Origin of the sequence: Kribbella sp. NPDC048928 (assembly GCF_043197975.1) — a bacterium.
Lineage (GTDB): Bacteria > Actinomycetota > Actinomycetes > Propionibacteriales > Kribbellaceae > Kribbella.
The window spans coordinates 953,153-974,884 of sequence record NZ_JBICUC010000002.1 but is presented as its reverse complement, the minus strand read 5'-3'; the positions used below and the strand labels follow the sequence as shown (position 1 = coordinate 974,884).

Genomic DNA, 21,732 nt, shown 5'->3' with positions numbered 1-21,732 from the left:
TGGCACTTCGCTGACAGCCCGTGTCAGCGCGCTGGCTCAGCCCTTCAGCGGAACGATCTGGTTGGCCAGCAGCGCCTGGTACGCCTCCGGGTTGTACCGAGCCAGGTTCCCGCGCGCCTTCCGCCGGTACTTGAGAATCTGCCGCGTCCCGATCGCCCACAGCACGTACTGGAAGGCCAGCGCGAACTTGAAGTCGTCGATCGCCTGCGGCGCACCGCCCGACGACGCGTCCAGCAGGACCCCGACCATGCCGATGCAGAGCAGCGTCGCGATGAACCCACCGGTGTTGACCATCCCGTTCGCGGCGCCGAACCGGGTCGTCGGGTTGAACGTCCGCGCGTAGTCGAGTCCGAGCATCGACCCCGGACCGCCGGCCGCCTGCACCACGATCAGTGCCAGCAGCACCGGCATCGGGGCGCGCCCCGGCCACAGCAGTACGACGGTCCACATCACCACCGAGCCGGCGATCACCGCCAGCACGATCCAGGACCGGTAGAACGGGAACTTGGCGGCGTACCGCCCGACCAGGGGCCCGTAGCAGAGGCCCGCCAGCACAGGGACGATCAGCATCGCTGCAGCGGTCGTTGGTGCGACCCCCTGTCCCTGGACGAGGAACGGGAAGCCCCAGAGCAGGCCGAACGTGCTGCCGGAGAAGCTGGTGGTGAAGTGCGTCCACAGCCCGAGGCGGGTCCCCGGCTCCTGCCAGGCGCGGCGCAGGTTCTTCTTGACCTCGTTGAGCGGCTGCTTGGCGCGGCGGAGCGGCTCATCGTACGGCGTGTTCTTGACGAGCAGCAGCACGAGCAGACCGGTCACAAGGCTCAGCACGCTCGCGGTGGCGAACGTCGGCGTCCAGCCGAACGCGTGGAACGCCGCGGCCATCGGGACGGTCGACATGATCGCGCCAAGACCGCCGAGCATCCCGGTCGCCTGTGACATCACCGGCTGGCGCAGCGCGGGGAACCAGGACATGACCACGCGCAGCACACTGATGAAGACCAGTGCGTCACCAACGCCCAGCACTGCACGAGCAGCAAGAGCGGCGGGGTACGAGTCGACCATGCTGAACGCGGACTGCGCCACGAACAGCAGACCGGACGCAGCGATCAGGAGGCGCTTGGAGCCGTAGCGGTCGAGCAGGACGCCGACGGGAACCTGCATGGCCGCGTACACCGTGAGCTGTACGACGGTGAAGCTGGCCAGCGCCGACGCGGAGATGTGGAAACGCTCCGCGGCCTGCAGACCGGCCACGCTCATCGAGCCACGGTGCAGCACAGTCACGAGGTACGTCAGGACAGCAGTGGCCCACACCGCCCAGGCTCGCCGTCCGCCCAGGGGGTAGAGGAGTTCGGTCACCGGGTGCCCCGCAGATCTGTTGCGGCCTCTGCGATGTGGGTGACGACGAGCTCGCGGAAACGCTTGACGCTGTTGCCGCCGAGGGCCTCGATCATCTCCTGGTGCGCGGTGATCGACTTGTCCATCCGGGCCGGCTGGACCTCGATCCCGGGCACGCCCATCCGGACCTGGCGGTCGCGGAGGCTGTTGTAGAGCTTGGCGAGAATTTGGTTGCCTGCGGCATCGACGATCGCCTCGTGGAAGGCCCGGTCGGCCTCCAGGAAGGTCTTCGCGTCACCGGCCTTGCGGTGCGCGCGCATCTCGTCGACGCGCTCGGTGAGCGCCTCGATCAACTGCTTGCGGCGCGGCCAGACCTTCGCGGCGGCGTGCGTCTCGATCAGCTCGCGGGCCTCGAGGACGTCCTCGATCTCCTGCGGCAGCACCGGCAGGACCAGCGCGCCCTTCTTCGGGTAGAGCTTGACGAGGCCGGACTCCTCCAGCCGCAGCAGTGCCTCGCGCACCGGCGTACGGGAGACACCGACCGCACTCGCCAGCTCACCCTCGGTGAGCAACTCACCGCCCGGATATGTCCGCTCGAGGATCGCGGCCTTCACGTACGCGTACACGCGCTCGGCCGCGGGGATCTTGTCCACCCCCGGCGCCGCCTCGACCACCACCCGTGCGATCTCCGCGGTCTCTTCACCCAATGTCAACGCGTCGTTCGCCGCGTCCCCGGTTGTCACTGCACTCCCACCCATACGACTCGTATACCTGTTGTATCTATCCTACCTGGAGACGTAATCCACTGTCCAAGCGAGATATTCCCCAAGTTATCCACAGGTCGGTCCACAGTGTGTGGGCAACGGAGGGTGATGCAGGGTTTCCCCTGTGTTGGGGACGAGCCGCTCCGCTGGTCGGTGATCCGGCCTAGAGTCCCGGGTTATCGGCCCGGGCCCGTCCGCCCGGACCTTGCCCTGAGGAGGCCTCGTGTCCCGAACATCCCGTCCTCGCCGGCTGGCCGCCGGTCTCTCGGCGGCCGCGCTCGTCTGCGTGTCACTCGGCGCGACCACCAACGCGAACGCCGCCGACCCCGAGCCCGGCCCCCTGATGAACTACGTGGTCAACACCAAGGCCACTCCCGGCCACGTCCGGAAGACCGAGGACGCCGTGAAGGCGGCCGGCGGCTCGGTTCTGGTGTCGTACCGGCAGTTCGGCGTGGTGGTCGCGCAGTCGACCAACCCGGACTTCAAGACCGACGTACGCAGCGGCCACAACGGCAAGGAGGTGCAGTCGGTCGGCGCCACCCGGACCGCGGCGGTCAGCGAAGGCGCCGGCGGGCTCAACGCACTCGCGGCGACCCCGGCGCCCGACCCGCGCGAGGGCGACCAATGGGACATGGTCCAGATCAAGGCCGACCAGGCTCACCAGGTGACCGACGGGTCGCGCAAGGTGCTCGTCGGCATCAACGACAGCGGCGTCGACGACACCCACCCCGACCTCGCCCCGAACTTCGACGCCGCGGACTCCGTGAGCTGCATCAAGAACGGGGTGCCGGACCGGACCGCCGGCGCGTGGCGTCCGACGACCAGCTCGCACGGCACGCACGTGGCCGGTACGGTCGCCGCCGCCCGCAACGGCGTCGGCATCGTCGGCGTCGCGCCCGGCGTACGGATCGCGTCGGTCAAGGTGGTGAACGACAACGGCTTCATCTACCCGGAGTACTCGATCTGCGGGATCGTCTGGGCCGCCGAGCACCACATGGCCGTGACGAACCACAGCTACTTCATCGACCCGTTCGAGTTCTGGTGCGCGGACAACGGCGACCAGGGCGCGGTTCAGGAGGCCGTACGGCGTGCGTACGCCTGGGCGACGGGCGAGGGCACGCTCTCGGTTGCGGCGGCCGGCAACTCGAACTACGACCTGGCCAACAAGACCACCGACAGCGGCAGCCCGAACGACTCGACCGCCGTCACCCGCACCATCAACAACAACTGCCTCGACATGCCGACCGAGCTGCCCGGCGTGATCACCGTCGCCAGCACCACCCAGACCCGGGCGCGGAGCAGCTTCTCCAACTTCGGCCTGCACAAGATCGACGTCGCCGCCCCCGGCAGTTCGATCCTGTCCACGCTCCCCGGCGGCGGCTACGGCCTGATGAGCGGTACGTCGATGGCGTCCCCGCACGTCACCGGTATCGCGGCCCTGATGAAGTCCGCGCATCCGTCGTGGGGTCCCCGTGACATCGAGCGCGCTCTCCAGCGTGAGGCCGACGACACCGCCTGCCCCACCACCCCCGACGCCCGCTGCACCGGCACCACCGCCAACAACGCGTTCTACGGCGAAGGCATAGCCGACGCCCTTGACGCAGTCACCCCCTGACCGAGTGGGGGTCCCCCGCCCGGGACCCCCACTCACATTCGGGCTCTGAGGACGTCTACCTCGCCACCTGGGCTGAAGGGGTCGTAGTTGTGTTCGATCAGCCAGCGGACGGACAGGAGAGTTCGTAGCGACCACCAGGCGCGGATGATGGCGGGGTCGGCTTCGCCGCCGTACCCGGCCAGGACGTCGTCGAGGTGCTCCGGGTGGCCGAGGGTCATGGTCGCGACGTCGCGGAGCGGATCTCCCTGGCCTGCTTCGGACCAGTCGATGATGCCCGTCAGCTCGTCACCGTCCGCGAAGACGTGGGCGATGTGCAGGTCGCCGTGGGTGAACGCCGGCGTCCACGGTCGCAGCGCGGCCTGGGCGACCTCCCGGTTGCGGGTCACCAGGTCGCGCGGCAGGACGTCGTCGGCGACAAGCCGCTCGCATTCGGCGTCGAGCTCAGCCGCGAGCTCGTCGAGGTTCCCGCCGTTGCGGCCGATCCAGGGTGGCAGCGGCGCGTCGTGCAACCTGCGGAGCGCGGCGCCGGCTGAGGCCCAGGCTGCCGGGGGCGAGGTGGATGGCCGGCAGAGGCGGGCGAGTACGGTCCCGCGGACCGCCGCGATCGCGAGCACGGGGGGCTCGTGCCACAGGATGTCCGGGGTCGGGACCGGCGCCAGCGTCATCGCCTCGACCTCACGCTCCAGCCGCGCGCGGTCCGTGTCCACCTTCAAGAACACGTCCCCGACCCGCAGCGTCGCGCGCTCGGGATGAGCAACAACAACGCTCACCTCATCCATGCCCACCCAGTATGCCGACGACGACCGTCCGAGTCGCCTGCTTTAGCTGGTGGTGATGAGGATGATGCCGGCTACCACGACGGCCGCAGCGGCAGCTCGTTTCGGGCCGAAGCGCTCCTTGAAGAAGATGGCTCCGATGACGGCGCCGAAGATGATGCTGGTTTCACGCAGGGCGGCGATCGCGGCCAGGGTGCCACGGGTCTGGGCCCAGAGCACGAGCCCGTACGCGACCATCGAGACGACACCGCCCGCGAGACCGGACACGATCGCGGGACGAGGAAGGTTGAACGCCTGCGGCCCACGCCACGCGAGCACCGCGATCGGAACCGCGAACCCCTGCAGCATGAACACCCAGCCCATGTACGTCGCCACCGGCATCTTGTGCACCGCGACCCCGTCGACGACCGTGTACGAGGCGATCATCAACCCGGTGCCGATCGCCGCGAACAACGCCGGCACCTGACTGCGTCCGGGCCTCCCGATGAAGACGAGCCCGATCAAACCGGCCGAGACGAGCAGCACGCCGGCCAACTCCAGTACGGCGAGCTGCTGGTGCAGTACGACGATCGACACCACAGCCACGACCCACGGCGACGTACCGCGGGCCAGTGGGTACATCTGGCTGAACTGCCCCAGCTGGTACGACGCCAGCAGCCCACCGAGGTACGCGAGATGCAGCAACGCCGACGCGATGATGAAACCCCACGTCCCGGCCGGCGGCAGCCCCATCACCAGGACCCCGACCAGCCCGATCACCCCGGCGGCGAGCTCGAACAATGCCAGCCCAGCCACCCGATCCGGAGCCCCGTGCGCCATCGCGTTCCACGTAGCATGCAGAACAGCAGCCCCCAGCACCACCAAGATCACCACCACCCCCACACCCTCTCACCACCAGCCTGAGCCGGTCAGGCGGATTATGTGGCGTTCAAGCGGCGCTTGGAGCCAGCAGGCCGAGGGCTTGGAGGCTTTGAGCGGTTTCGAGGATGGTTGTTTCGGCGGGGCGGGGAGTCCAGTCGAGGAGTTTTCGGGCGCGGGTGTTGTGGATGACCGGGCGCGGGAGGTCCGGCCCCGGCGCCTCCTCAGTGGGTGTGTCGGCGCCGAGCTCGCGGTGCAGCAGTTGAGCGATCTCCAGGAAGCTGGTGGCCGGGTCGTTGCTGACAGCAAGGAAGCGGTTGCCTGCAGCATCGGGGGTGGCCATGGCGCGGACGTGCAGGTCGGCGACGTCGCGTACGTCGGCCACTCCGAAGCGGGCGCGCGGTACGACCTGCATCGTGCCGTCGAGCATCAGCTTGATCAACTGGGTCGAGGAGCGCAGTTCGGCCGTGAGGGTGGGGCCGAAGATGCCGGTCGGGTTGACCACTACCAGTTCGGTTTCGGCGTCGCGCATCAGGTCCCACGCGGCGCGTTCGGCGATCGCCTTCGAGCGCGGGTACGGCGCGAGGCCGGGCGTATCGGGATCCGTCCAGTCGTCCTCGGTGTAGTCGGCCCCGGGCTTCGGTGAGTAGCCGACCGCGGCGAACGACGAGGTCAGTACGACGCGTCGCGCGCCGGCGGCCTGGGCTGCTCGCAGTACCCGCAAGGTTCCTTCGCGGGCGGGAACGATCAGCTCGTCCGGGTCCTCCGGCTGGACGACGGGGATCGGCGAGGCGGTGTGATGGATCTCGGCGCACCCGTCCACCGCGGCCGGCCAGCCGTCGTCGGACAGCAGGTCCGCCTCGACGATCTCCAGGCGGCTGTCGTCCGCATCACCCCGACGTACGGCCGCACGCAACGCGTCGGAGCGCGCCGTGGAGCGTACCGTCGTACGGACATCCCGGCCGTCCCGCAGCAGACGCGCGATCAGATGCGTCGCCAGATACCCGGACCCGCCAGTCACCAGGACCGGGCTCATCGGAGCGCTCCCAGGTCGTCGACGACCCCGATCAGGCGCTCGATCGTCGCCGCCTCGGCAGTGTCGTCGCCTCGGTCGCGGGCGTCCCAGAGTGCTGCCTTCTCGCGGAGGTATCGCAGGCGTGCCTGCTGCGCCGCGATCTCCGCCTCGACGCGCTCGGCGTGCCGGAGCAGGAGATCGCGCTGCTCGCCGGCGGCCTCGCGGCCACGACCACGATTGGCAAGGTACGTACGCATGTCCCCGATGCCGACGCCGGCCGCCCGCAGGCAGGACAACGCCTCGAGGGTGTCGACGTCGGTGGTGCGGTAGCGCCGGTGCCCGCTGCTGGTGTCGCGATCGATCGGACCGACCAGCCCGACGTCCTCGTAGTACCGCAACGTCGGCTCGCTCAGACCGCTGCGGCGCGCGACCTCCTGGATGGTGAAAACCGTCATGCCGTCACCGTCACATACCTCAAGCGCTTGAGGTCAACCTCAGCTCCCGGGGCTGTTGTACCTGCGGATCATCCGGTTGAAGAGGGTCAGACCGGCCGCGAAGATGATCGGGCCGCCGAGAGGTGAGGCGGCTGCCAGCCAGGTAGGGATCGGGAGTTCGTCGCTGCGTCCGAGGAGCACCGTCGCCGGCAGGTACGCGATGAAGGCCATCGGGAAGACGAAGGTGAGCGAGAGGAATCCCCACCGGTTGAACATCGTCAGCGGATAACCACTGAAGCGGGTGATGGTGTCGTCGGCGAGGATCCGCAGCGACGCGGTGGACGTCATCCGGAAGGACAGCCCAGCCAGGAGGGTCTGCAGGCCGGTCTCGACCAAACCGCCACTGACAAGCGCGGCGATCAGGAACGCCACTTTCCCGGGTGTCCAGGACACCGCTGACTGTGGAGCGAAGATCGCCAGCGATCCGAACCCCAGAAGCGCGTCGCCGAGCGCCGCCAGCGGTGCATAGCGGGTCATGACCTGCAGATAGATCCCGGCTGGGCGGAGCAGGTAGCGGTCGACGTCGCCCTGCTGGATCGCGGTGTCGATCGAGTACAGCGCGCCGAACGGGACGACGTAGAACGCATGCGCGGCCAGCCGCATCGCGAACAGGAAGGCAATGTCGTTCAGCCGCCAGCCGTGGATCACGTTGAACTTCGCCAGCAGCACCCCGATGAACAACAACTGCGTACCCTGCAGGGCCACGCCGCCGATGATCATCGCGAGAAAGCTGACGCGGTACCCCATCGCGGCACGCCAGGACGCCCGCAGCAGGATCCGGCCAGCGCGCAGGTCCTGTCCGATCGCCGACCGTGGTCCAGCCGTCTCAGCCACCGAGAACCACCACCCTGTGGACCGCCCGCCGCCAGACAAGTTGCAGGAGCACGAAGAGGGCGAGCACCCAGCCGAGCTGAAGCGCCAGCGTTCCGATCAGCTCGCCCCCGTGCCTGGTGCCGAACCAGATCGACAGCGGGGCGTAGATCTGGGCCTGGAACGGAAGCCGGCCGATGATCGGCTGCAACCACTCCGGCATGAACCACAGTGGAATCAGTGCACCGGACAGGAACGCCGACGCGAACCGGTAGAGGATCATCACGCCGCCGGTCTCCAGCGTCCAGAACGCGATCATCGACACCAACAGGTTGATGGTCATGATGTTGGCGATGCCCAGCAGGATCGACACGGCCGAGGCGAAGAGATCAAGCAGCGACCGTGGCGCCTGGACGCCTCCGAGAGCGAGGCCGACGGCCAACCCCGCGACACCGATCGGAAGCCTTCCCACCATCGTTCCGGCCGCCTGGGCCAGATTCTGGCTGATCAGCGATCGCGGCCGCATCATGTCCACTCCGATCTGGCCGCGGAACACTCGTTGCGGGAGCGACGAGAACTGCCAGGGCATCACGACGGACTGGATGCAGCCGGCCAGCACCGCGTACGCGACGGCTGTGGAACTCGCGACTCCGGCGACCTCGTCGTGACCGTCGTACAACACGCGCCAGACCGCCACGGCCAGCACGGTCTGGATGACGAAACCGATCACGCCGAACAGGAGATCCGCGCGGTAGGCAAGAACCGACCGATATCCGGCTCGGTAGAAGCCCCGCAGCCCGGTCAGCCGGGTGCCGAGCGTGTCCGCCGGGGTGATCACGCCGTTCACGGGGCAGCAGCCTGCGTCCGCTGTGAGTACAGCTGCCGGATCACGTCCTCGAGGTTCGGTTCGAGCAGAGTCAGGTCGGTGATCGGGTAGCGCGAGGTGAGATCGTGGATGACCTTCGGCGCGGCGGTCGTCGCCGGCGCGAACCGCAGTGTGGCCTTGAACCGGTCGGCCGAGATCACCTGCGCGAACGGCGACGAGATCGTGGCTGCGTCGACGTCGCTGCAGTGCACCACGATGTCCCGGGTACTGACGAACTGCGCCTTGAGGGTCTCGATGTCACCCTCGTACAGGATCTTGCCGTGGTCGATGATCACCACCCGCCGGCACAGCCGCTCGACGTCGTCGGTGTCGTGGGTCGTCAGGATGACCGTCGTACTGCGGCCTGCGTTGATCTTCGCGACAAACTCACGAATCTTGCCCTTGGCAACAACATCGAGCCCGACCGTCGGCTCGTCGAGGTACAGGATCCGCGGTGCGTACAGCATCGCGGCGACCAGGTCCCCACGCATCCGCTGGCCCAGCGAGAGCGACCGCACCGGGGTGTCGATGAACTCGTTCAGGTCGAGCAGTTCGATGAACTCTCCGAGCCGCGCCGAGTAGGTCGCGGAGTCCATGCTGTACAGGTCTCTGATGATTTCGAACGAGTCCCGCAACGGGAGGTCGTACCAGAGCTGGGTGCGCTGACCGAACACTGCGCCGATGGCCCGGGCGTTGCTGCGCCGATCACGCCACGGCACCCGCCCGGCGACCGTGATGGTTCCCGACGTGGGCACGAGGATTCCGGTGAGCATCTTGATGGTCGTGGACTTTCCGGCACCGTTCGGTCCGAGGAAGCCGATCAACTCACCCTCGTCGATGCCGAAGCTGATGCCGTCGACCGCCCTGGTGACCTTGCGCGCCCGGGTGAACAGGGATCTCGTCGCCTCGAAGCGGCCGGGCCGGACATCGGGCCGCGAGAACTCCTTGATGAGGTCAGAAACCTCGATGATCGGGAGCATCCCGCGATGCTAGCAAGAGCAGGACAGCCCGGCCCGGCGCTGCGTGTCTCCGATCAGCTGCGGCGCAATTCAGGCAAGAGACTCGATCGCCTGAATCGTCTGGGCCAACTCGGCGCGATGTTTGTGGTGGATGTCTTCCGATCTGGCAAGAGCATTCCTGCTCGCCTCTTGCTCGTACGCGGGATCAGTCGTCAACCGGCTGAGCTGACTCCGCCACGCTTCAGGGTTTCTCGGGTGCAGATAGATCGCAGATGATCCCATCGCCTCCCGGACGCCCGCCAGCATGTTCGATACGACCGGAATCCCGGACGCGGCGGCTTCAAGCGCCACCATTCCGTACGACTCTGATTTCGACGGCATCAGCAGGATCCGGGTGCGCGACCACACGTCCGATCGCATGTCATCCGTGTGGTTCTGGATGGTGACATTTTTCGGGAGGTTTTCCGTCTCCTGGACGCCGTAGCCACCGACCACGCCCAGAAAGGGAATCTCCGGGAGTTGTTCGGCCAGCGAACGGAAGATGCCGACCCCTTTGTCCTCGCGGAGATTCACCAGAGTTACATGGCTCCCTTTCTGGATGCGATGAAGCTCTGGGTTGACGGGTGGGTGGAAGACCTCGGACCGACCGCAGTGGGTCGTGAAGAAGTCGCGCAGCAGTCGCGTGTTGAAGATCGTGAGATCGGGCCGGCCGGCGATCAGGTTCCGGTAAGCCCTGGGGTCGTCTCCGTGAATGACCTCGATGTACTTGGCGCGGTGCGACCTGGCCAGCTCGGACGCTGTCGCGCTGGCGCCGAGCTGGCTGATGACCACATCGATCGATCGCGAACCGTCGAAGATCGCGCGGAGTTGCGCGATGGTGCAGACCTTGATCTGGATCCCGTCCAGGCAGACCTCTTCGAGCGGCAGTACGGAGTCCCGCCGGACCTCGGGAATCACCAGAACCTGAACGGAATGGCCGGCCTCCGCCAGTCCGCGTAGCAGGGCATGCGTCATGACCTCGGCGCCTGCCCGGCGCCAGGGAAGGTACAACGGAAAGATCGCGACAATGTTGATGACAGGTGCCTTTCTGAAGGTCAAGCGCTCCGAAGTTTCGCGGCGAGGGCTGTGGTGGATCGGCCCGGGACGAGCGGAATCGCGACCGTACGACCGTGCCAGGCCTCGAGCAGGGACTCCTCGGGAAGTCGCGCATCGAGGTAGTCGGCGCCCTTCACCCAGACATCCGGACGGAGATCTCGGAGGGCCTGGCCAGGCGTCGGCTCGTCGAAGACGACCACGGCATCGACACATTCGAGGGCGAGCAGCATCTCGGCCCGATCGGCCTGCGGCACGATGGGTCGGCCGGCGCCTTTCAAGCTCCGAACGGAGTCGTCGGAATTGATCAGCACGACCAGGACGTCACCCAACTGCCGCGCGGAGCGGAGGGTCCGCAGGTGCCCAGGGTGGATCAGGTCGAAGCAGCCACCAGCAGCGACAACGGTGCCGCCCGCCGACCGGATGCGCTCGACCAGCGGCCTCCAGTCCGACGTTGATGAGCGATGGACCGAAGCTGCATGGCCCATTGCGGCGACTCCGCCACCCGCGAGGAACTCGCAAGCCTCGTCGACGGCGGCGTCAACGGCTGTCGGTGGGTCCGCGCCGGCGGCGAGCTGGGTCGCGACGGAGGCGGTGAACCGATCGCCCGCGCCGCAGGTGTCTCCGGCCACCTGGCGAGGTGCTGGAACGTACAGGCAATGGTGGCCGCCGCCGGAGACGACCGCGCCGTCCTGGCCGAGAGTTACCGCTACGGCAGCGACGCCCCACTCCCGACGCAGCCGGTCGGCGGCGTCGATCGAGCTGCTCAGGCCGACTCCGCTGACTCTGGACAGCCGACGGGCCTCGTCCGCATTAGGAGTCACCAGGCTGACGTTCTTCGTGGGCGGAACGCCACGAGCATGCGGGTCCCAGACGATCGGCATCAAACCGGCGAGTCGATCCAGGCGCTCCCGGATCAGAGGTGCAGCGGCGACGCCACGCGCGTAGTCGGCGACAACGATCGCGTCGGCATCGTCGAGGCAGCTCAAGTCCGGCCCGCCGAACACGGGAACGGCTGTCGACTCGCAGTGTTCGTCGAAACGGCCGATGACCTCGGATCCTTCGAACAGGCGGGTCTTCACCGGCGTACGACTGCGGAGCTCGCCGGCGACGACGTTCACACCCTCGAGCTGCGCGACGACCGACGCTGCGCTCTGATCGTCACCGATCGCCGTCAGCAGGGTGACCTCATGGCCGTCGTCGCGCAGCATCGACGCGACGAGACCCGCCCCGCCCGCGCGGCGCAGCCGCCGACCGACGTCCAGCACCGGAGTAGCGAAGGGATTCGGTTCCCGGGTCACGCCCAGGATGTCCACATCGAGAAAAGCATCCCCGACCACTGTCAGCCGCAGCGATCGGCCGATCATGCGTGGTCCGCCGGTGCGATCCCCCGCAGCGTCGGCTCGAGCGCTTTGCAGAGCGTGTGGATCAACACGAGATGGCCTTCTTGCACCTGGTGACGAGGCCCGACGACGCAGATGGCGCTCTCGACAGCATCCGCGAGCGGGTTGGGAGCCGCGCCGGTCATCGCGAGAGTGTGCACCTGCAGTGCCGAAGCCACGCGCGCCGCCCGCATCAGGTTGGGGCTCTCGCCACTCGTGGTCAGCAGGATCAACACGTCTCCCGGACGTGCATGCGCCCGCACCTGGCGTTCGAAGGTCTGCTCGTAACCGAAGTCGTTCCCGATCGCCGTCACGGCCGAACTGTCCGCGTGCAGCGGGATGGCGGAGAACGGAGGCCGGTCGCCGTCGAACCTCCCCACCAGCTCCGCGCTCAGGTGCTGGGCTTCGGCAGCCGAGCCGCCATTTCCAGCCACCAGCAGGCGCCCGTCGTTGGCGAAACAGGTCCCGAGGCGGTCGGCCCAGTCGAGCAGCGTCCGGATATGACCGGGCAGCGCGGCGATCGTCGCCGCCGAGTCCTCGAGGTGCCGTGTCACCGAAGCCGCGACGGTGGCTTGGACCCCGGGGCCAGGGGCGGGCCGAGCCGAGAGGGTCAACGCCGGCCCCGCAGCAACTCGCTCGAGACGACCTGCTCGACGAAGCCTGCTGCGGCATCCATCAACTCGGGCGCTCGCTGGAGATCGACGGTGTTGCGCAAGGCACCGGGGGTGACCGTCGCCAGGGCGGCACTCGGGGTGTTCATCGCGGCGGAGAACTTCACGGTGACGGCCGCCCAGGCGAGGAAGACCTGGAACATGATCGGGCGGGTGATGATCGGGTCGACGGGCCAGGTAGCACGCCAGATGCGCTCGAATTCGGCCACCAGCTCCCGCCCGTCCCAGCCATGTGCCCTGAGCCAGTCGAGGGCGGACGTTTCCGTGATCGCCTCGGCCGGGCGGGCCGGAGTCGTCACCCTCGCCTCGGCCTGCCAGCCCACATAGGGCAGGAGATCAACGGCAGCGCCGGCGCCCGACGCGTCGGGTGACCAATCCCCGGCATCGTCAGCGAACAGCGCCGACCGGATCGGTCCTCTCTCGACCTTGTCGGGCCACAGGCTCGGCTGATGAGTCACGTCGTGCTGCACAAGATTCGGCACGGAGATGCCGACGGACAGACCGCGAGCCCGGCAGAACTCCCACATCAGCTTAGAGTCGCGGGTTTCACCGCGTTCGATAGCTTCGGCGCAGCAGCGGGCGAACTCCTGCGCGGCATCCGCGCGCATCAACATCGCCTGCGGTGGGATGGACCGCTGGAAGATCGGCGCGATGCCACGGCCGTGCATTGCCGCGATCCGGACCGACTGCCCGTTGACCGATCCCCAGTCGGCGAACATGCTGACCGCGTCGCAGTCACCGGTCGACACGGCGCCCAGCCGGGACTCGAAGTCGACGCAGAGGGTCGTGTCGTCCTGCAGGACGAGGTGGTACCCCTCAGCACCCGCGCTGTCCCAGGCAAGTGCCGCTGTCCTCATCGCCGACGGCGCGCCGTCCGGCTCTGGGTCCAGGACCACGGCCGGGCTCAGGGTCGGCAGATTCGCGGCCAGCTTCTCGGCGCGTTCCCACCGTCGAGGATGCGCCATGATGCTTGCGCTGATCTTCAACGTCGCTCCTTTCGCCGGACGAGCACGGTTCCCGCAGTCCTGAAACAAAGGGCTGGCATATTGCAGTTGGTCATCGATATCCTCGGACCGTGAGCGCACATGGATTCTACTGAGTTCGTGTCAATACCAATCATGATTCCGCCCAGAATCTCTGCCGCCCGGCCGCCAAGTATCCTCGGGTTCGAGCGCATTCGCAACCGGATTGCGCGTGTCGCCGTCATTCACGACACCGACCGTTGGTATCTCGGAGACTTCCTCCGCGCCCTTCCCTGGGCTGCCGTCGCAGCGTCGATCGCGGCGACAGATCTCCATTCGGACACCTCGTACGGAGCACTCGCAGAGACAACGGGTCTCTTCTCCGACATCCTTTCTGTACAGGCGCTTTCGGCGTCCGTGGCGTCGCAGTACGACCTGGTGGTTGTACCTTCCGCCTTCCCGCCCACGGATCTGGATCCGCGCTTCTCACGAGCCCTCTATTCATGGAACGACGGATGGCTCTATGCCAGATACGGAACCATATTCGCGCGCGGCGGCGCGACCGCCATCAATGCATTCGACCGGGCGGCTGAACAAATGCGGGAAATCGGTCTTCCGGTCCCGCCGCCGGTTCGAATCCAACCCCGGCCCGCCGACATTGAAGCGATCGAGGTTGCCAATGGCCCGCCCGTCATCATTTACAATCCGACGGCTTCGAATCCAACGACGCGCCGCACTTCGGTACCCAAGGAAATAACATCGGTCCTCGATGTCGGTGAACATGAGGATTTGATTCGCGCGCTTCTGCAGAAGCTTCCGGCGCACCATTTCCTGATCGGAAGTGCGCTCGTTCCCAATGACGTCTTGAACCGCGGCCTCATCGCCGAACTCGGGGCACGTTTCGCGGCGGAGAGCCGGGTTGTCACCGTCCTGGAGGCGGCACCGCAGGCCGTGTCGCTGAGCGGCTTCGCGGCCCTGCTGGCGTCGCCCGCGGTCGAGGCGACGATCGGAACGGCGACCGGCACGAACACCCACCTCGCGGCGCTGGTGGGAAAGCGATCGTTCTGCCTCGAACGAGCGGTGGACGATGACATCCGGGCAACGTGGCGGCAACCCGAGGCTGTCTCCATGGGGGCAATCCACTGGCGGAACCCGAGTCCGCTCGCCGGATCCGTCAATCTGCGGTGGGACTCGAAATCTCGAGACGAACTCCTGCAAGCGGCCGATGCCTTCGCACTGCATCTCGCTGTCGGACGGCAGGGCGCCGCTGCCGTCTCACCCGAGCCGGAGCGATGCGTCGAGTACGCCGGTGATCTCGTACGGGCATTGGAAAGTGGCTCGGATCGTCCCGCGCGGGCGGCGCTGCGGCTGTCCAGATCACTGACTGCGGCTGCCGTCGCGATCTATGCGGACGTCACGGAGGAGCTGACCTATCTGGCCGACGCCGGCCGGGAGTACCGCACCCTTGAAGAGCTCGACCTCGCATCCGCCGAGCTCGACGATGCAGGCCGACGGCTCATCCGCCAAGTGCTCAGGAACTCGGCACTCCACCGGTTGGCTCAGGAACTGGCGCCCGCGGAGCCGCCGGCATCGTCGAGCAGTCCGGCGCGGATCCTCGGCCGGCTCCGGTCCGCGGTTCCACTCGCCGACGACCAATTGGCCGAGCTCGGGCTGCCCGATCAGCACGCGGCGCGGCAATGGATCGCGGACACGTTGCGGGACACGGTCGCCGAGGTGGCCGCGGACGTGAGTGCGCCGGAACTCGTCGTCGGCTGGCAGCATCGCGTCCGCGTCCTGGAGTCGTCGGTCGTCAAACGAGTCTTCACGAACCCCGCGAGTGAGTACTTGTCGGACGAGTTCACCCGGCGATGCATCGATGACGTACTCGAGCGCGGTGGCGGTCTCGTTCCCCCCTCTGCGCGGGCCGGCGACAACGGCGTCGTGTCTCGTCGACTCGCGATGTTCGTCACCCCGGATGGGGATCACGCCGAAGACCATCTCGGCGGAAGATGCCTCGAGGAGACGCACCTCGCCGCCGGATGGGTGTCCACGCACGTCAGCCACTGGGCGGCGCTGATGGATCAGGGCCTGTTCAACTTCGACATCAAGTTCAAGGACACCGGGGTGGACCAGCAGGGGATCTACCTGCTGGCCGACTTCTCGAGCACCATGTTCCTCGAGCGTGCGCTCGCCTACCGGCGTGGCGATCGCCGGCTGTCGATGGATCGCCTGTGTGTCAACGAGATCGTACGGAACGGGCAGTTCTTCTCGCGGTTCGCCAACGGCGGCGAGCTGGTCGACGCGTACGCCGGCGCGATCTTCGAGTCGCTGCGGTTCGACGTACGTCCATTGATGCCGGGCTGGGTCTGGGGCGACCAGGAATCTCCAGCAGCTGACGAGCCTGCCGCACAGGTGCGGGCCATGATGGAAAGCCGGATCCGCGACAAGTACACGGCCTTCCCGGCTGTACCACTGGTCTCCGAAGCGGCCGACCGTTCCTTGCTGGCTGCAGTGTCGCAGCGCGTCTCTGATCGCCCACGAGCACCATGCCAAGAACACCAGATCGGATGAGACCGGCCGTCTTCCTGGATCGCGACGGCACCGTGACGGAGCCTCGTCACTATCCCAGCCGTCCGGACGACCTGGTGCTGCAGTCCGGTGTCGCCGCAGGCATCAAGTTGTTACGACGCGCCGGGCTGGCGGTAGTTCTCGTGACGAATCAGTCGGGTCTTGCGCGCGGCTTCTTCGACGGCGCCGAACTGGCAGCCATGCACGCACACCTCGATCGGCTGCTGACCCGCGAAGGCACGGAGTTGGATTCGGTCGAGGTGTGTCCACACCATCCCGACGGTGTGGTGCGGGGGCTGACCATGGTCTGCGGATGCCGCAAGCCCGCCCCTGGCATGCTGCTCAACTCCGCGGCCCGGCTGGATCTCGATCTCAGCAGGTCCTGGATGGTCGGCGACACACCGAGCGATGTCCAGGCTGGGCAAGCCGCCGGCTGCCGGACAGTGCTCGTCGGGCAGGCGACCGACAGCGTCCGTTCTCCGAACCCGGACGCCTACTTCGCGACGACTGCGCAGGCGCTGCACTTCATCCTCAGTCAGGTCGACGGCTGACCGGTACAAGGCGAAAGGCCCGGACGGGATTGTCCGGGCCTTTCGTCGTACTGGAGCTCAGAACATCAGTGCGCGGGCGGGATCCTCGAGGATGCTTGCGACGTCGGCGAGGAAGATGGAGCCCTTCTCGCCGTCGATCAGCCGGTGGTCGAAGGACAGCGCGAGCGTGGTGATCCAGCGCGGGACGATCTCGTCGTCCACCACCCACGGCTGCTTGCGGATCGCGCCGAACGCGAGGATCGCGGCCTCGCCCGGGTTGATGATCGGCGTACCGGCGTCGACACCGAACACGCCGACGTTCGTGATCGTGAACGAGCCGCCGGCCTGGTCAGCCGGCTGCGTCTTGCCCTCGCGGGCAGTGGCGACCAGGTCGTTCAGCGCCTTGCACAGGTCCGGGAGGGTCAGTGCGTCGGCACCCTTGATGTTCGGGACGATCAGCCCGCGCGGGGTGGCCGCGGCGATGCCGAGGTTGACCGCGCCCTTGTACACGATCTCCTGGGCTTGCTCGTCCCAGGCAGCGTTGATGATCGGCGTACGGCGGGCGGCCAGCGTGACCGCCTTCGCGACGATCAACAGCGGTGAGACACGCAGGTCCTTGAACGCCCTGTCCGTCTTCAGGCGCTCGACCAGCTCCATCGTGGCGCTGACGTCGACGGTGATCCACTCGGTGACGTGCGGCGCGGTGAACGCACTGGCGACCATCGCCTGGGCCATCACCTTCTGCACACCCTTGACCGGAACGCGCGTGTCCTCGCGCCCACTCACCACCGGCGCCGGTTCGTATGCCGCGACAGCCGGCGCCTCCGCAACAGCCGGGGCCGCCGTATGCGATTCCACGTCAGCCCGGGTGATGATTCCACCTGGTCCGGTCGCCGTCACCGCACCCAGGTCGATCCCCAGATCTTTCGCCAACTTCCGCACCGGCGGCTTGGCCAACACATGCACAGCCCCGTTGCCCCCAGCAACCGGCGCCTGCGGCGCCGGGGTGGTGACGGCGGGTGCTGGTGGCGGGGCCGGGGTTGCTGCGAGTGCGGCCACACCTGGTCCGCCCGCTGCGGGTTTGCGTTGGCGGCGTTTGGCTTCGGTGGTTTTGGGGCCGTAGCCGACCAGGACCGCCGTACGGCCGCCGTTCTCCGCGGGCTCGGGGACCGCCGGAACCAGGTCGTCCGCGAGCGGCTCGTCACCGGCGGACTCGGTCTCCACCGCGATGATCGGGGTGCCGACGTCGACCGTTTCACCCTCAGGGACCAAGAGCTCCTTCACGACGCCCGCGAACGGGACCGGGAGCTCGACCAGCGACTTCGCGGTCTCGATCTCGACGATCGTGTCGTTGAGCTTGACGGTGTCGCCGGGCTTGACCTTCCAGCTGACGATCTCCGCCTCGACGAGCCCTTCACCGACGTCGGGGAGGCGGAACTGCTGCGTGCCCATCAGTACCCCATCACGCGGTCGACGCCGTCCAGGACCCGATCAAGGTCCGGCAGGTAGTCGTCCTCCATCCGCGACGGCGGGTACGGAGTGTCGTACCCGGTCACGCGGAGCACCGGCGCCTCGAGGTGGTAGAAGCACTCCTCGGTCACCCGCGCCGCGATCTCCGAGCCGGGGCCGAACGAGTACGGCGCCTCGTGCACCACGACCGCGCGCCGAGTCTTCTTCACCGACGCGAAGATCGTCTGCAGGTCGAACGGCGCGATCGTCCGCAGGTCGACGACCTCCAGGTTCCGCCCGTCCTCGACCGCGGCCTCGGCCGCCTGGACACACGTCTTCACCATCGGGCCGTAACAGAGCAGCGTCGCGTCCGTACCCTCGCGCACCACCTTCGCCTTGTGCAGCGGCAGTGCCGGCGGCGTGGACTCGTCCAGCTCGGCCTTCTCGTGGTACCGGCGCTTCGGCTCGAAGAAGATCACCGGGTCGTCGGACGCGATCGCCTGCTGGATCATCCAGTACGCGTCCACCGGGTCGCCGCAGGAGACGACCTTCAGCCCCGGTACGTGCGCGAACAACGTCTCCGGCGACTCCGAGTGGTGCTCGACCGCGCCGATGCCACCGCCGTACGGGATCCGGATGACGATCGGCATCTTGATCTTGCCCATCGACCGGTAGTGCATCTTCGCGACCTGGCTGATGATCTGGTCGTACGCCGGGAACACGAACCCGTCGAACTGGATCTCGCACACCGGGCGGTACCCGCGCAGCGCGAGCCCGACCGCGGTGCCGATGATCCCGGACTCGGCCAGCGGGGTGTCGATCACCCGGTCCTCACCGAAGTCCTTCTGCAGGCCTTCGGTGACCCGGAAGACGCCGCCGAGCTTGCCGATGTCCTCGCCCATCACGACGACCTTCGGGTCCTTCTCCATCGCGGACCGGAGACCGGCGTTGATGGCCTTGCCGAGAGTGATCTTGGTCATCGCTCAGCCCTCGCCTTCGAACGAAGCGGCGTACGCGGCGTACTGCCCGCGCTGCTCGGCCAGTTGTGGCGTCTCCTCGACGTACACATGCTGGAAGAAGTCGGTCAGCTCCGGCTCCGGCAGCGCCAGGCAGCCGGCCCGCAGCTCCGCGGCGACCTTGTCGGCCTCCGCCTCGACCTCGTCGAAGTAGTCGTGGTCGACGCCGGCATGCCGGGTCAGGTACGCGTGCACGCGCTCGATCGGGTCCTTGAGCTTCCAGTGCTCGAGGTCCTCGTTCAGGCGGTACTTCGTCGGGTCGTCGGAGGTGGTGTGCGCACCCATCCGGTACGTGTACGCCTCGATCAGCGACGGCCCGCTGCCTTCGCGGGCCCGTTTGAGCGCCTGCTGGGTCACGGCGTACGTAGCAAGGACGTCGTTGCCGTCGACGCGGACGCCCGGGAAGCCGAAGCCGGCCGCGCGCTGGTACAGCGGGATCCGGGTCTGCCGGTCGATCGGCTCCGAGATCGCCCACTGGTTGTTCTGGCAGAAGAAGACCACCGGCGCGTTGAACACCGAGGACCAGATGAACGCCTCGTTGACGTCGCCCTGGCTGCTGGCGCCGTCGCCGAAGTACGCGATCGTGGCCTCGCCGTCGTCGGCGTCGCCGATCGCGTGGTCGCGTTGCTGGCCCATCGCGTACCCGGTCGCGTGCAGCGTCTGGGCGCCGATCACGATCGTGTAGAGGTGGAAGTTGTTGTCCTTGGGGTCCCACGCGCCCTGGTCGACACCGCGGAACAGGCCGAGCAGGTTCAGCGGGTTGACCCCCTGACACCACGCGACGCCGTGCTCGCGGTACGTCGGGAAGACCATGTCCTTCTTGTTCAGCGCCCGGCCGGAGCCGATCTGCGCGGCCTCCTGGCCGAGCAGCGACGCCCAGAGGCCGAGCTCACCCTGACGCTGCAGGGCGGTCGCCTCGGTATCGATGCGGCGCACCAGGACCATGTCCTGGTAGAAGCCCTTGATCGCCTCGTCGTCGAGGTCGAACGAGTAGTCCGGATGCTCGACGCGCTCGCCTTCGGGCGTCAGGAGCTGGACGAACTCGACCTCTTCGGAGGCCTGGGGCGGACTCACCGGCGCCTTGTGGGGCGCGAACACTTCCGGGGCAGGGCCCGGCACCGACTCACTCACATGCACTCCTCGGGTTCGAGCGCGGGATCGCCGCGACCGCAACGTTGCACGGGTCCCCCCGTTCTTGCCGGATGCGGCTGTCGCAGGTTGGGTCCGCGTGATTCCAGGGGTTGATGCACTGCTGGCAGTGGACCATCTCACCGGTCTCACTCCCATCTTGCCGGACACCGTACCGACCAGGTGCCTGATCCGCTAACTGTCTGGACTCCGGCGGGTACGGCGGTACCGAAATGGGTCTCGCGCTGAGACACCAGTCCATCAACTGGTCCCATCCGCACGCTCATCTTACAGACGTACGCGGATCTCGACGAGAAGTGTCACAAATACGTCTCGACCTGCCGGGTTGGCGGGATCCCGCCGCGCGGTGGCCGGAAACCGCCTTGTGCGGCCGCCGCCCCCGGATCTAGCGTAAGCATCGTTCTTGCATGACACCCCTGACACCCCGAGGATGGTTGCGATGGCGACTGCCGCCCCGGCCGGAGTGGTCGAGACTGGTTCACGGCCGGCCTCCGGCGCGATGATCTGGACCGCACTCGGGGTCGTCTATGTCGTCTGGGGTTCGACGTACCTGGCGATCCGGGTCGTCGTCGAGGCCGAGATCCCGCCGATGCTCGGGATGGCCACCCGCTTCCTCACCGCGAGCGCGCTGATGGCGATCGGCCTCGCCCTGAAATCGGGATGGCGGCGACTGCGGATCACCCGCCGGGAGGCGATCGGCGCGGCTACCGTCGGCATCCTGCTGCTTGCCCTCGGCAACGGCGCGGTCGCGATCGCGGAGCAGACCGTCCCGTCGGGGCTGGCGGCATTGCTGGTCGCCGCGATCCCGCTGTGGCTGATGCTGCTGCGGGTCGGCGGCGGCGAGCGCCCGCGGGCCTTGACCTGGGTCGGCGTACTGATCGGGTTCGGCGGGGCCGCACTGCTCGCGTTGTCAGGTGGCAACACGAGCGCGAAGCCGCTGTCGGTGGCGATCCTGGTCGTCGGCACGATCTGCTGGGCGACCGGCTCGCGGTACGCGCCCCGGCTCGGTCTCCCCCGCGATCCGTTGGTGACAGCGCTCTACGAGATGGCCTTCGGCGGTACGGCGATGGTGCTGCTCGGCGTACTGCGGGGCGAACCCGGGCGGCTGCATTTCGATCGGATCCACGGCTCCGGGTGGATCGGGCTGGCGTACCTGGTCGTGTTCGGGTCGCTGCTCGCGTACACGGCGTACTCGTATCTGCTCGCGAACGCACCGATCTCTCTGGTCGGGACGTACGCGTACGTGAACCCGGCGGTCGCGGTGTTCCTCGGCTGGCTGATCCTGAGCGAACCGCTGACCTGGCAGATCCTGCTCGGCGGCGCGGTGATCATCGTCGGGGTCGCGCTGGTCGTCACCTCGGAGCGCCGGCGGTCGGCGCGCGGGTCGGCTCACTGACCCGGAGAATGGGAAAGACCCGGGCCCTA

At 67.6% G+C, this 21,732-nt stretch carries 20 protein-coding genes; 4 read left to right on the top strand and 16 right to left on the bottom strand.

Annotated elements, in window-relative coordinates:
* Positions 1 to 36: 36 nt before the first annotated feature.
* The gene (locus tag ACGFI6_RS11700) at positions 37 to 1,353 is read right to left on the bottom strand and encodes a nitrate/nitrite transporter (protein WP_393117472.1); all 1,317 of its coding nucleotides are present in this window, start codon (positions 1,351 to 1,353) and stop codon (positions 37 to 39) included.
* Positions 1,350 to 2,075, bottom strand: a complete 726-nt coding sequence (locus ACGFI6_RS11695; RefSeq protein WP_393117470.1) for a GntR family transcriptional regulator — start codon at positions 2,073 to 2,075, stop codon at positions 1,350 to 1,352. Before ACGFI6_RS11695 ends, ACGFI6_RS11700 begins: the two co-directional genes overlap by 4 nt.
* Before the next feature lie 244 nt (positions 2,076 to 2,319).
* Here ACGFI6_RS11695 and ACGFI6_RS11690 point away from each other — a divergent pair, with 244 nt between their 5' ends.
* Positions 2,320 to 3,711, top strand: a complete 1,392-nt coding sequence (locus ACGFI6_RS11690) for a S8 family serine peptidase (RefSeq protein ID WP_393117468.1) — start codon at positions 2,320 to 2,322, stop codon at positions 3,709 to 3,711.
* A gap of 32 nt (positions 3,712 to 3,743) precedes the next feature.
* Here the strand turns inward: ACGFI6_RS11690 and ACGFI6_RS11685 are convergent, their stop codons facing one another.
* From ACGFI6_RS11685 to ACGFI6_RS11635, 11 genes are all read right to left on the bottom strand, one after another.
* The gene (locus ACGFI6_RS11685) at positions 3,744 to 4,490 is read right to left on the bottom strand and encodes a phosphotransferase family protein (RefSeq protein WP_393117466.1); all 747 of its coding nucleotides are present in this window, start codon (positions 4,488 to 4,490) and stop codon (positions 3,744 to 3,746) included.
* Positions 4,491 to 4,532: 42 nt separating this feature from the next.
* Complete coding sequence (locus tag ACGFI6_RS11680) at positions 4,533 to 5,363, bottom strand: EamA family transporter (protein WP_393117464.1); 831 nt, start codon at positions 5,361 to 5,363, stop codon at positions 4,533 to 4,535.
* A 52-nt stretch (positions 5,364 to 5,415) separates the two neighbouring features.
* Positions 5,416 to 6,381 (bottom strand): NAD-dependent epimerase/dehydratase family protein, encoded by a 966-nt coding sequence (locus tag ACGFI6_RS11675; protein ID WP_393117462.1) that lies wholly within the window; start codon positions 6,379 to 6,381, stop codon positions 5,416 to 5,418.
* A complete protein-coding gene (locus ACGFI6_RS11670; protein WP_393117461.1) occupies positions 6,378 to 6,815 on the bottom strand; it encodes a MerR family transcriptional regulator in 438 nt (145 codons plus the stop codon). Before ACGFI6_RS11670 ends, ACGFI6_RS11675 begins: the two co-directional genes overlap by 4 nt.
* 39 nt (positions 6,816 to 6,854) lie before the next feature.
* Positions 6,855 to 7,688 carry an ABC transporter permease gene (locus ACGFI6_RS11665; protein ID WP_393117459.1) on the bottom strand — a complete coding sequence of 278 codons (834 nt, stop codon included), beginning with the start codon at positions 7,686 to 7,688 and terminating at the stop codon, positions 6,855 to 6,857.
* Positions 7,681 to 8,511, bottom strand: coding sequence for an ABC transporter permease (locus ACGFI6_RS11660; RefSeq protein ID WP_393117457.1), 831 nt, complete (start codon positions 8,509 to 8,511; stop codon positions 7,681 to 7,683). Before ACGFI6_RS11660 ends, ACGFI6_RS11665 begins: the two co-directional genes overlap by 8 nt.
* Positions 8,508 to 9,509, bottom strand: coding sequence for an ATP-binding cassette domain-containing protein (locus ACGFI6_RS11655; RefSeq protein ID WP_393117455.1), 1,002 nt, complete (start codon positions 9,507 to 9,509; stop codon positions 8,508 to 8,510). Before ACGFI6_RS11655 ends, ACGFI6_RS11660 begins: the two co-directional genes overlap by 4 nt.
* A 69-nt stretch (positions 9,510 to 9,578) precedes the next feature.
* Complete coding sequence (locus ACGFI6_RS11650; RefSeq protein ID WP_393117453.1) at positions 9,579 to 10,586, bottom strand: glycosyltransferase family 4 protein; 1,008 nt, start codon at positions 10,584 to 10,586, stop codon at positions 9,579 to 9,581.
* Entirely contained in the window at positions 10,583 to 11,947 is a 1,365-nt protein-coding gene (locus tag ACGFI6_RS11645; RefSeq protein ID WP_393117451.1) for a PfkB family carbohydrate kinase, read from the bottom strand. The genes ACGFI6_RS11650 and ACGFI6_RS11645 overlap by 4 nt, the downstream gene beginning before the upstream one ends.
* Positions 11,944 to 12,516: an SIS domain-containing protein gene (locus ACGFI6_RS11640; protein ID WP_393117450.1), complete on the bottom strand. Its 573-nt coding sequence runs from the start codon at positions 12,514 to 12,516 to the stop codon at positions 11,944 to 11,946. The genes ACGFI6_RS11645 and ACGFI6_RS11640 overlap by 4 nt, the downstream gene beginning before the upstream one ends.
* Positions 12,517 to 12,572: 56 nt before the next feature.
* Positions 12,573 to 13,619 carry a hypothetical protein gene (locus ACGFI6_RS11635; RefSeq protein ID WP_393117448.1) on the bottom strand — a complete coding sequence of 349 codons (1,047 nt, stop codon included), beginning with the start codon at positions 13,617 to 13,619 and terminating at the stop codon, positions 12,573 to 12,575.
* 132 nt (positions 13,620 to 13,751) lie between these two features.
* On the opposite strand from ACGFI6_RS11635, the gene ACGFI6_RS11630 reads away from it, so the two are divergent.
* Both ACGFI6_RS11630 and ACGFI6_RS11625 read left to right on the top strand, forming a co-directional pair.
* The gene (locus ACGFI6_RS11630) at positions 13,752 to 16,166 is read left to right on the top strand and encodes a hypothetical protein (RefSeq protein ID WP_393117446.1); all 2,415 of its coding nucleotides are present in this window, start codon (positions 13,752 to 13,754) and stop codon (positions 16,164 to 16,166) included.
* Positions 16,163 to 16,714 (top strand): D-glycero-alpha-D-manno-heptose-1,7-bisphosphate 7-phosphatase, encoded by a 552-nt coding sequence (locus tag ACGFI6_RS11625; protein ID WP_393117444.1) that lies wholly within the window; start codon positions 16,163 to 16,165, stop codon positions 16,712 to 16,714. Before ACGFI6_RS11630 ends, ACGFI6_RS11625 begins: the two co-directional genes overlap by 4 nt.
* Positions 16,715 to 16,771: 57 nt before the next feature.
* Here ACGFI6_RS11625 and ACGFI6_RS11620 read toward each other — a convergent pair whose 3' ends face one another.
* Genes ACGFI6_RS11620 through pdhA form a run of 3 tightly spaced genes read right to left on the bottom strand, consistent with a single transcriptional unit; the run spans position 16,772 to position 20,289 of the window.
* On the bottom strand, positions 16,772 to 18,145 hold the full coding sequence (locus tag ACGFI6_RS11620; protein WP_393117442.1) for a dihydrolipoamide acetyltransferase family protein: 1,374 nt from the start codon (positions 18,143 to 18,145) through the stop codon (positions 16,772 to 16,774).
* Positions 18,145 to 19,122: an alpha-ketoacid dehydrogenase subunit beta gene (locus ACGFI6_RS11615; protein ID WP_393117441.1), complete on the bottom strand. Its 978-nt coding sequence runs from the start codon at positions 19,120 to 19,122 to the stop codon at positions 18,145 to 18,147. Before ACGFI6_RS11615 ends, ACGFI6_RS11620 begins: the two co-directional genes overlap by 1 nt.
* A 3-nt stretch (positions 19,123 to 19,125) precedes the next feature.
* Entirely contained in the window at positions 19,126 to 20,289 is a 1,164-nt protein-coding gene (pdhA, locus tag ACGFI6_RS11610) for a pyruvate dehydrogenase (acetyl-transferring) E1 component subunit alpha (protein ID WP_393117439.1), read from the bottom strand.
* A 457-nt stretch (positions 20,290 to 20,746) separates the two neighbouring features.
* On the opposite strand from pdhA, the gene ACGFI6_RS11605 reads away from it, so the two are divergent.
* Complete coding sequence (locus tag ACGFI6_RS11605) at positions 20,747 to 21,703, top strand: EamA family transporter (protein ID WP_393117437.1); 957 nt, start codon at positions 20,747 to 20,749, stop codon at positions 21,701 to 21,703.
* The last annotated feature ends 29 nt before the right edge of the window (positions 21,704 to 21,732 follow it).

Excerpts from the sequence above, each read along its gene's own strand:
- ACGFI6_RS11620 (WP_393117442.1), bottom strand. The coding sequence starts at position 18,145 with ATGGGCACGCAGCAGTTCCGCCTCCCCGACGTCGGTGAAGGGCTCGTC.
- ACGFI6_RS11615 (WP_393117441.1), bottom strand. The coding sequence starts at position 19,122 with ATGACCAAGATCACTCTCGGCAAGGCCATCAACGCCGGTCTCCGGTCC.
- ACGFI6_RS11625 (WP_393117444.1), top strand. The coding sequence starts at position 16,163 with ATGAGACCGGCCGTCTTCCTGGATCGCGACGGCACCGTGACGGAGCCT.
- ACGFI6_RS11685 (WP_393117466.1), bottom strand. The coding sequence starts at position 4,490 with ATGGATGAGGTGAGCGTTGTTGTTGCTCATCCCGAGCGCGCGACGCTG.
- ACGFI6_RS11645 (WP_393117451.1), bottom strand. The coding sequence starts at position 11,947 with ATGATCGGCCGATCGCTGCGGCTGACAGTGGTCGGGGATGCTTTTCTC.
- ACGFI6_RS11670 (WP_393117461.1), bottom strand. The coding sequence starts at position 6,815 with ATGACGGTTTTCACCATCCAGGAGGTCGCGCGCCGCAGCGGTCTGAGC.
- ACGFI6_RS11605 (WP_393117437.1), top strand. The coding sequence starts at position 20,747 with ATGGCGACTGCCGCCCCGGCCGGAGTGGTCGAGACTGGTTCACGGCCG.
- ACGFI6_RS11675 (WP_393117462.1), bottom strand. The coding sequence starts at position 6,381 with ATGAGCCCGGTCCTGGTGACTGGCGGGTCCGGGTATCTGGCGACGCAT.
- ACGFI6_RS11630 (WP_393117446.1), top strand. The coding sequence starts at position 13,752 with ATGATTCCGCCCAGAATCTCTGCCGCCCGGCCGCCAAGTATCCTCGGG.
- ACGFI6_RS11655 (WP_393117455.1), bottom strand. The coding sequence starts at position 9,509 with ATGCTCCCGATCATCGAGGTTTCTGACCTCATCAAGGAGTTCTCGCGG.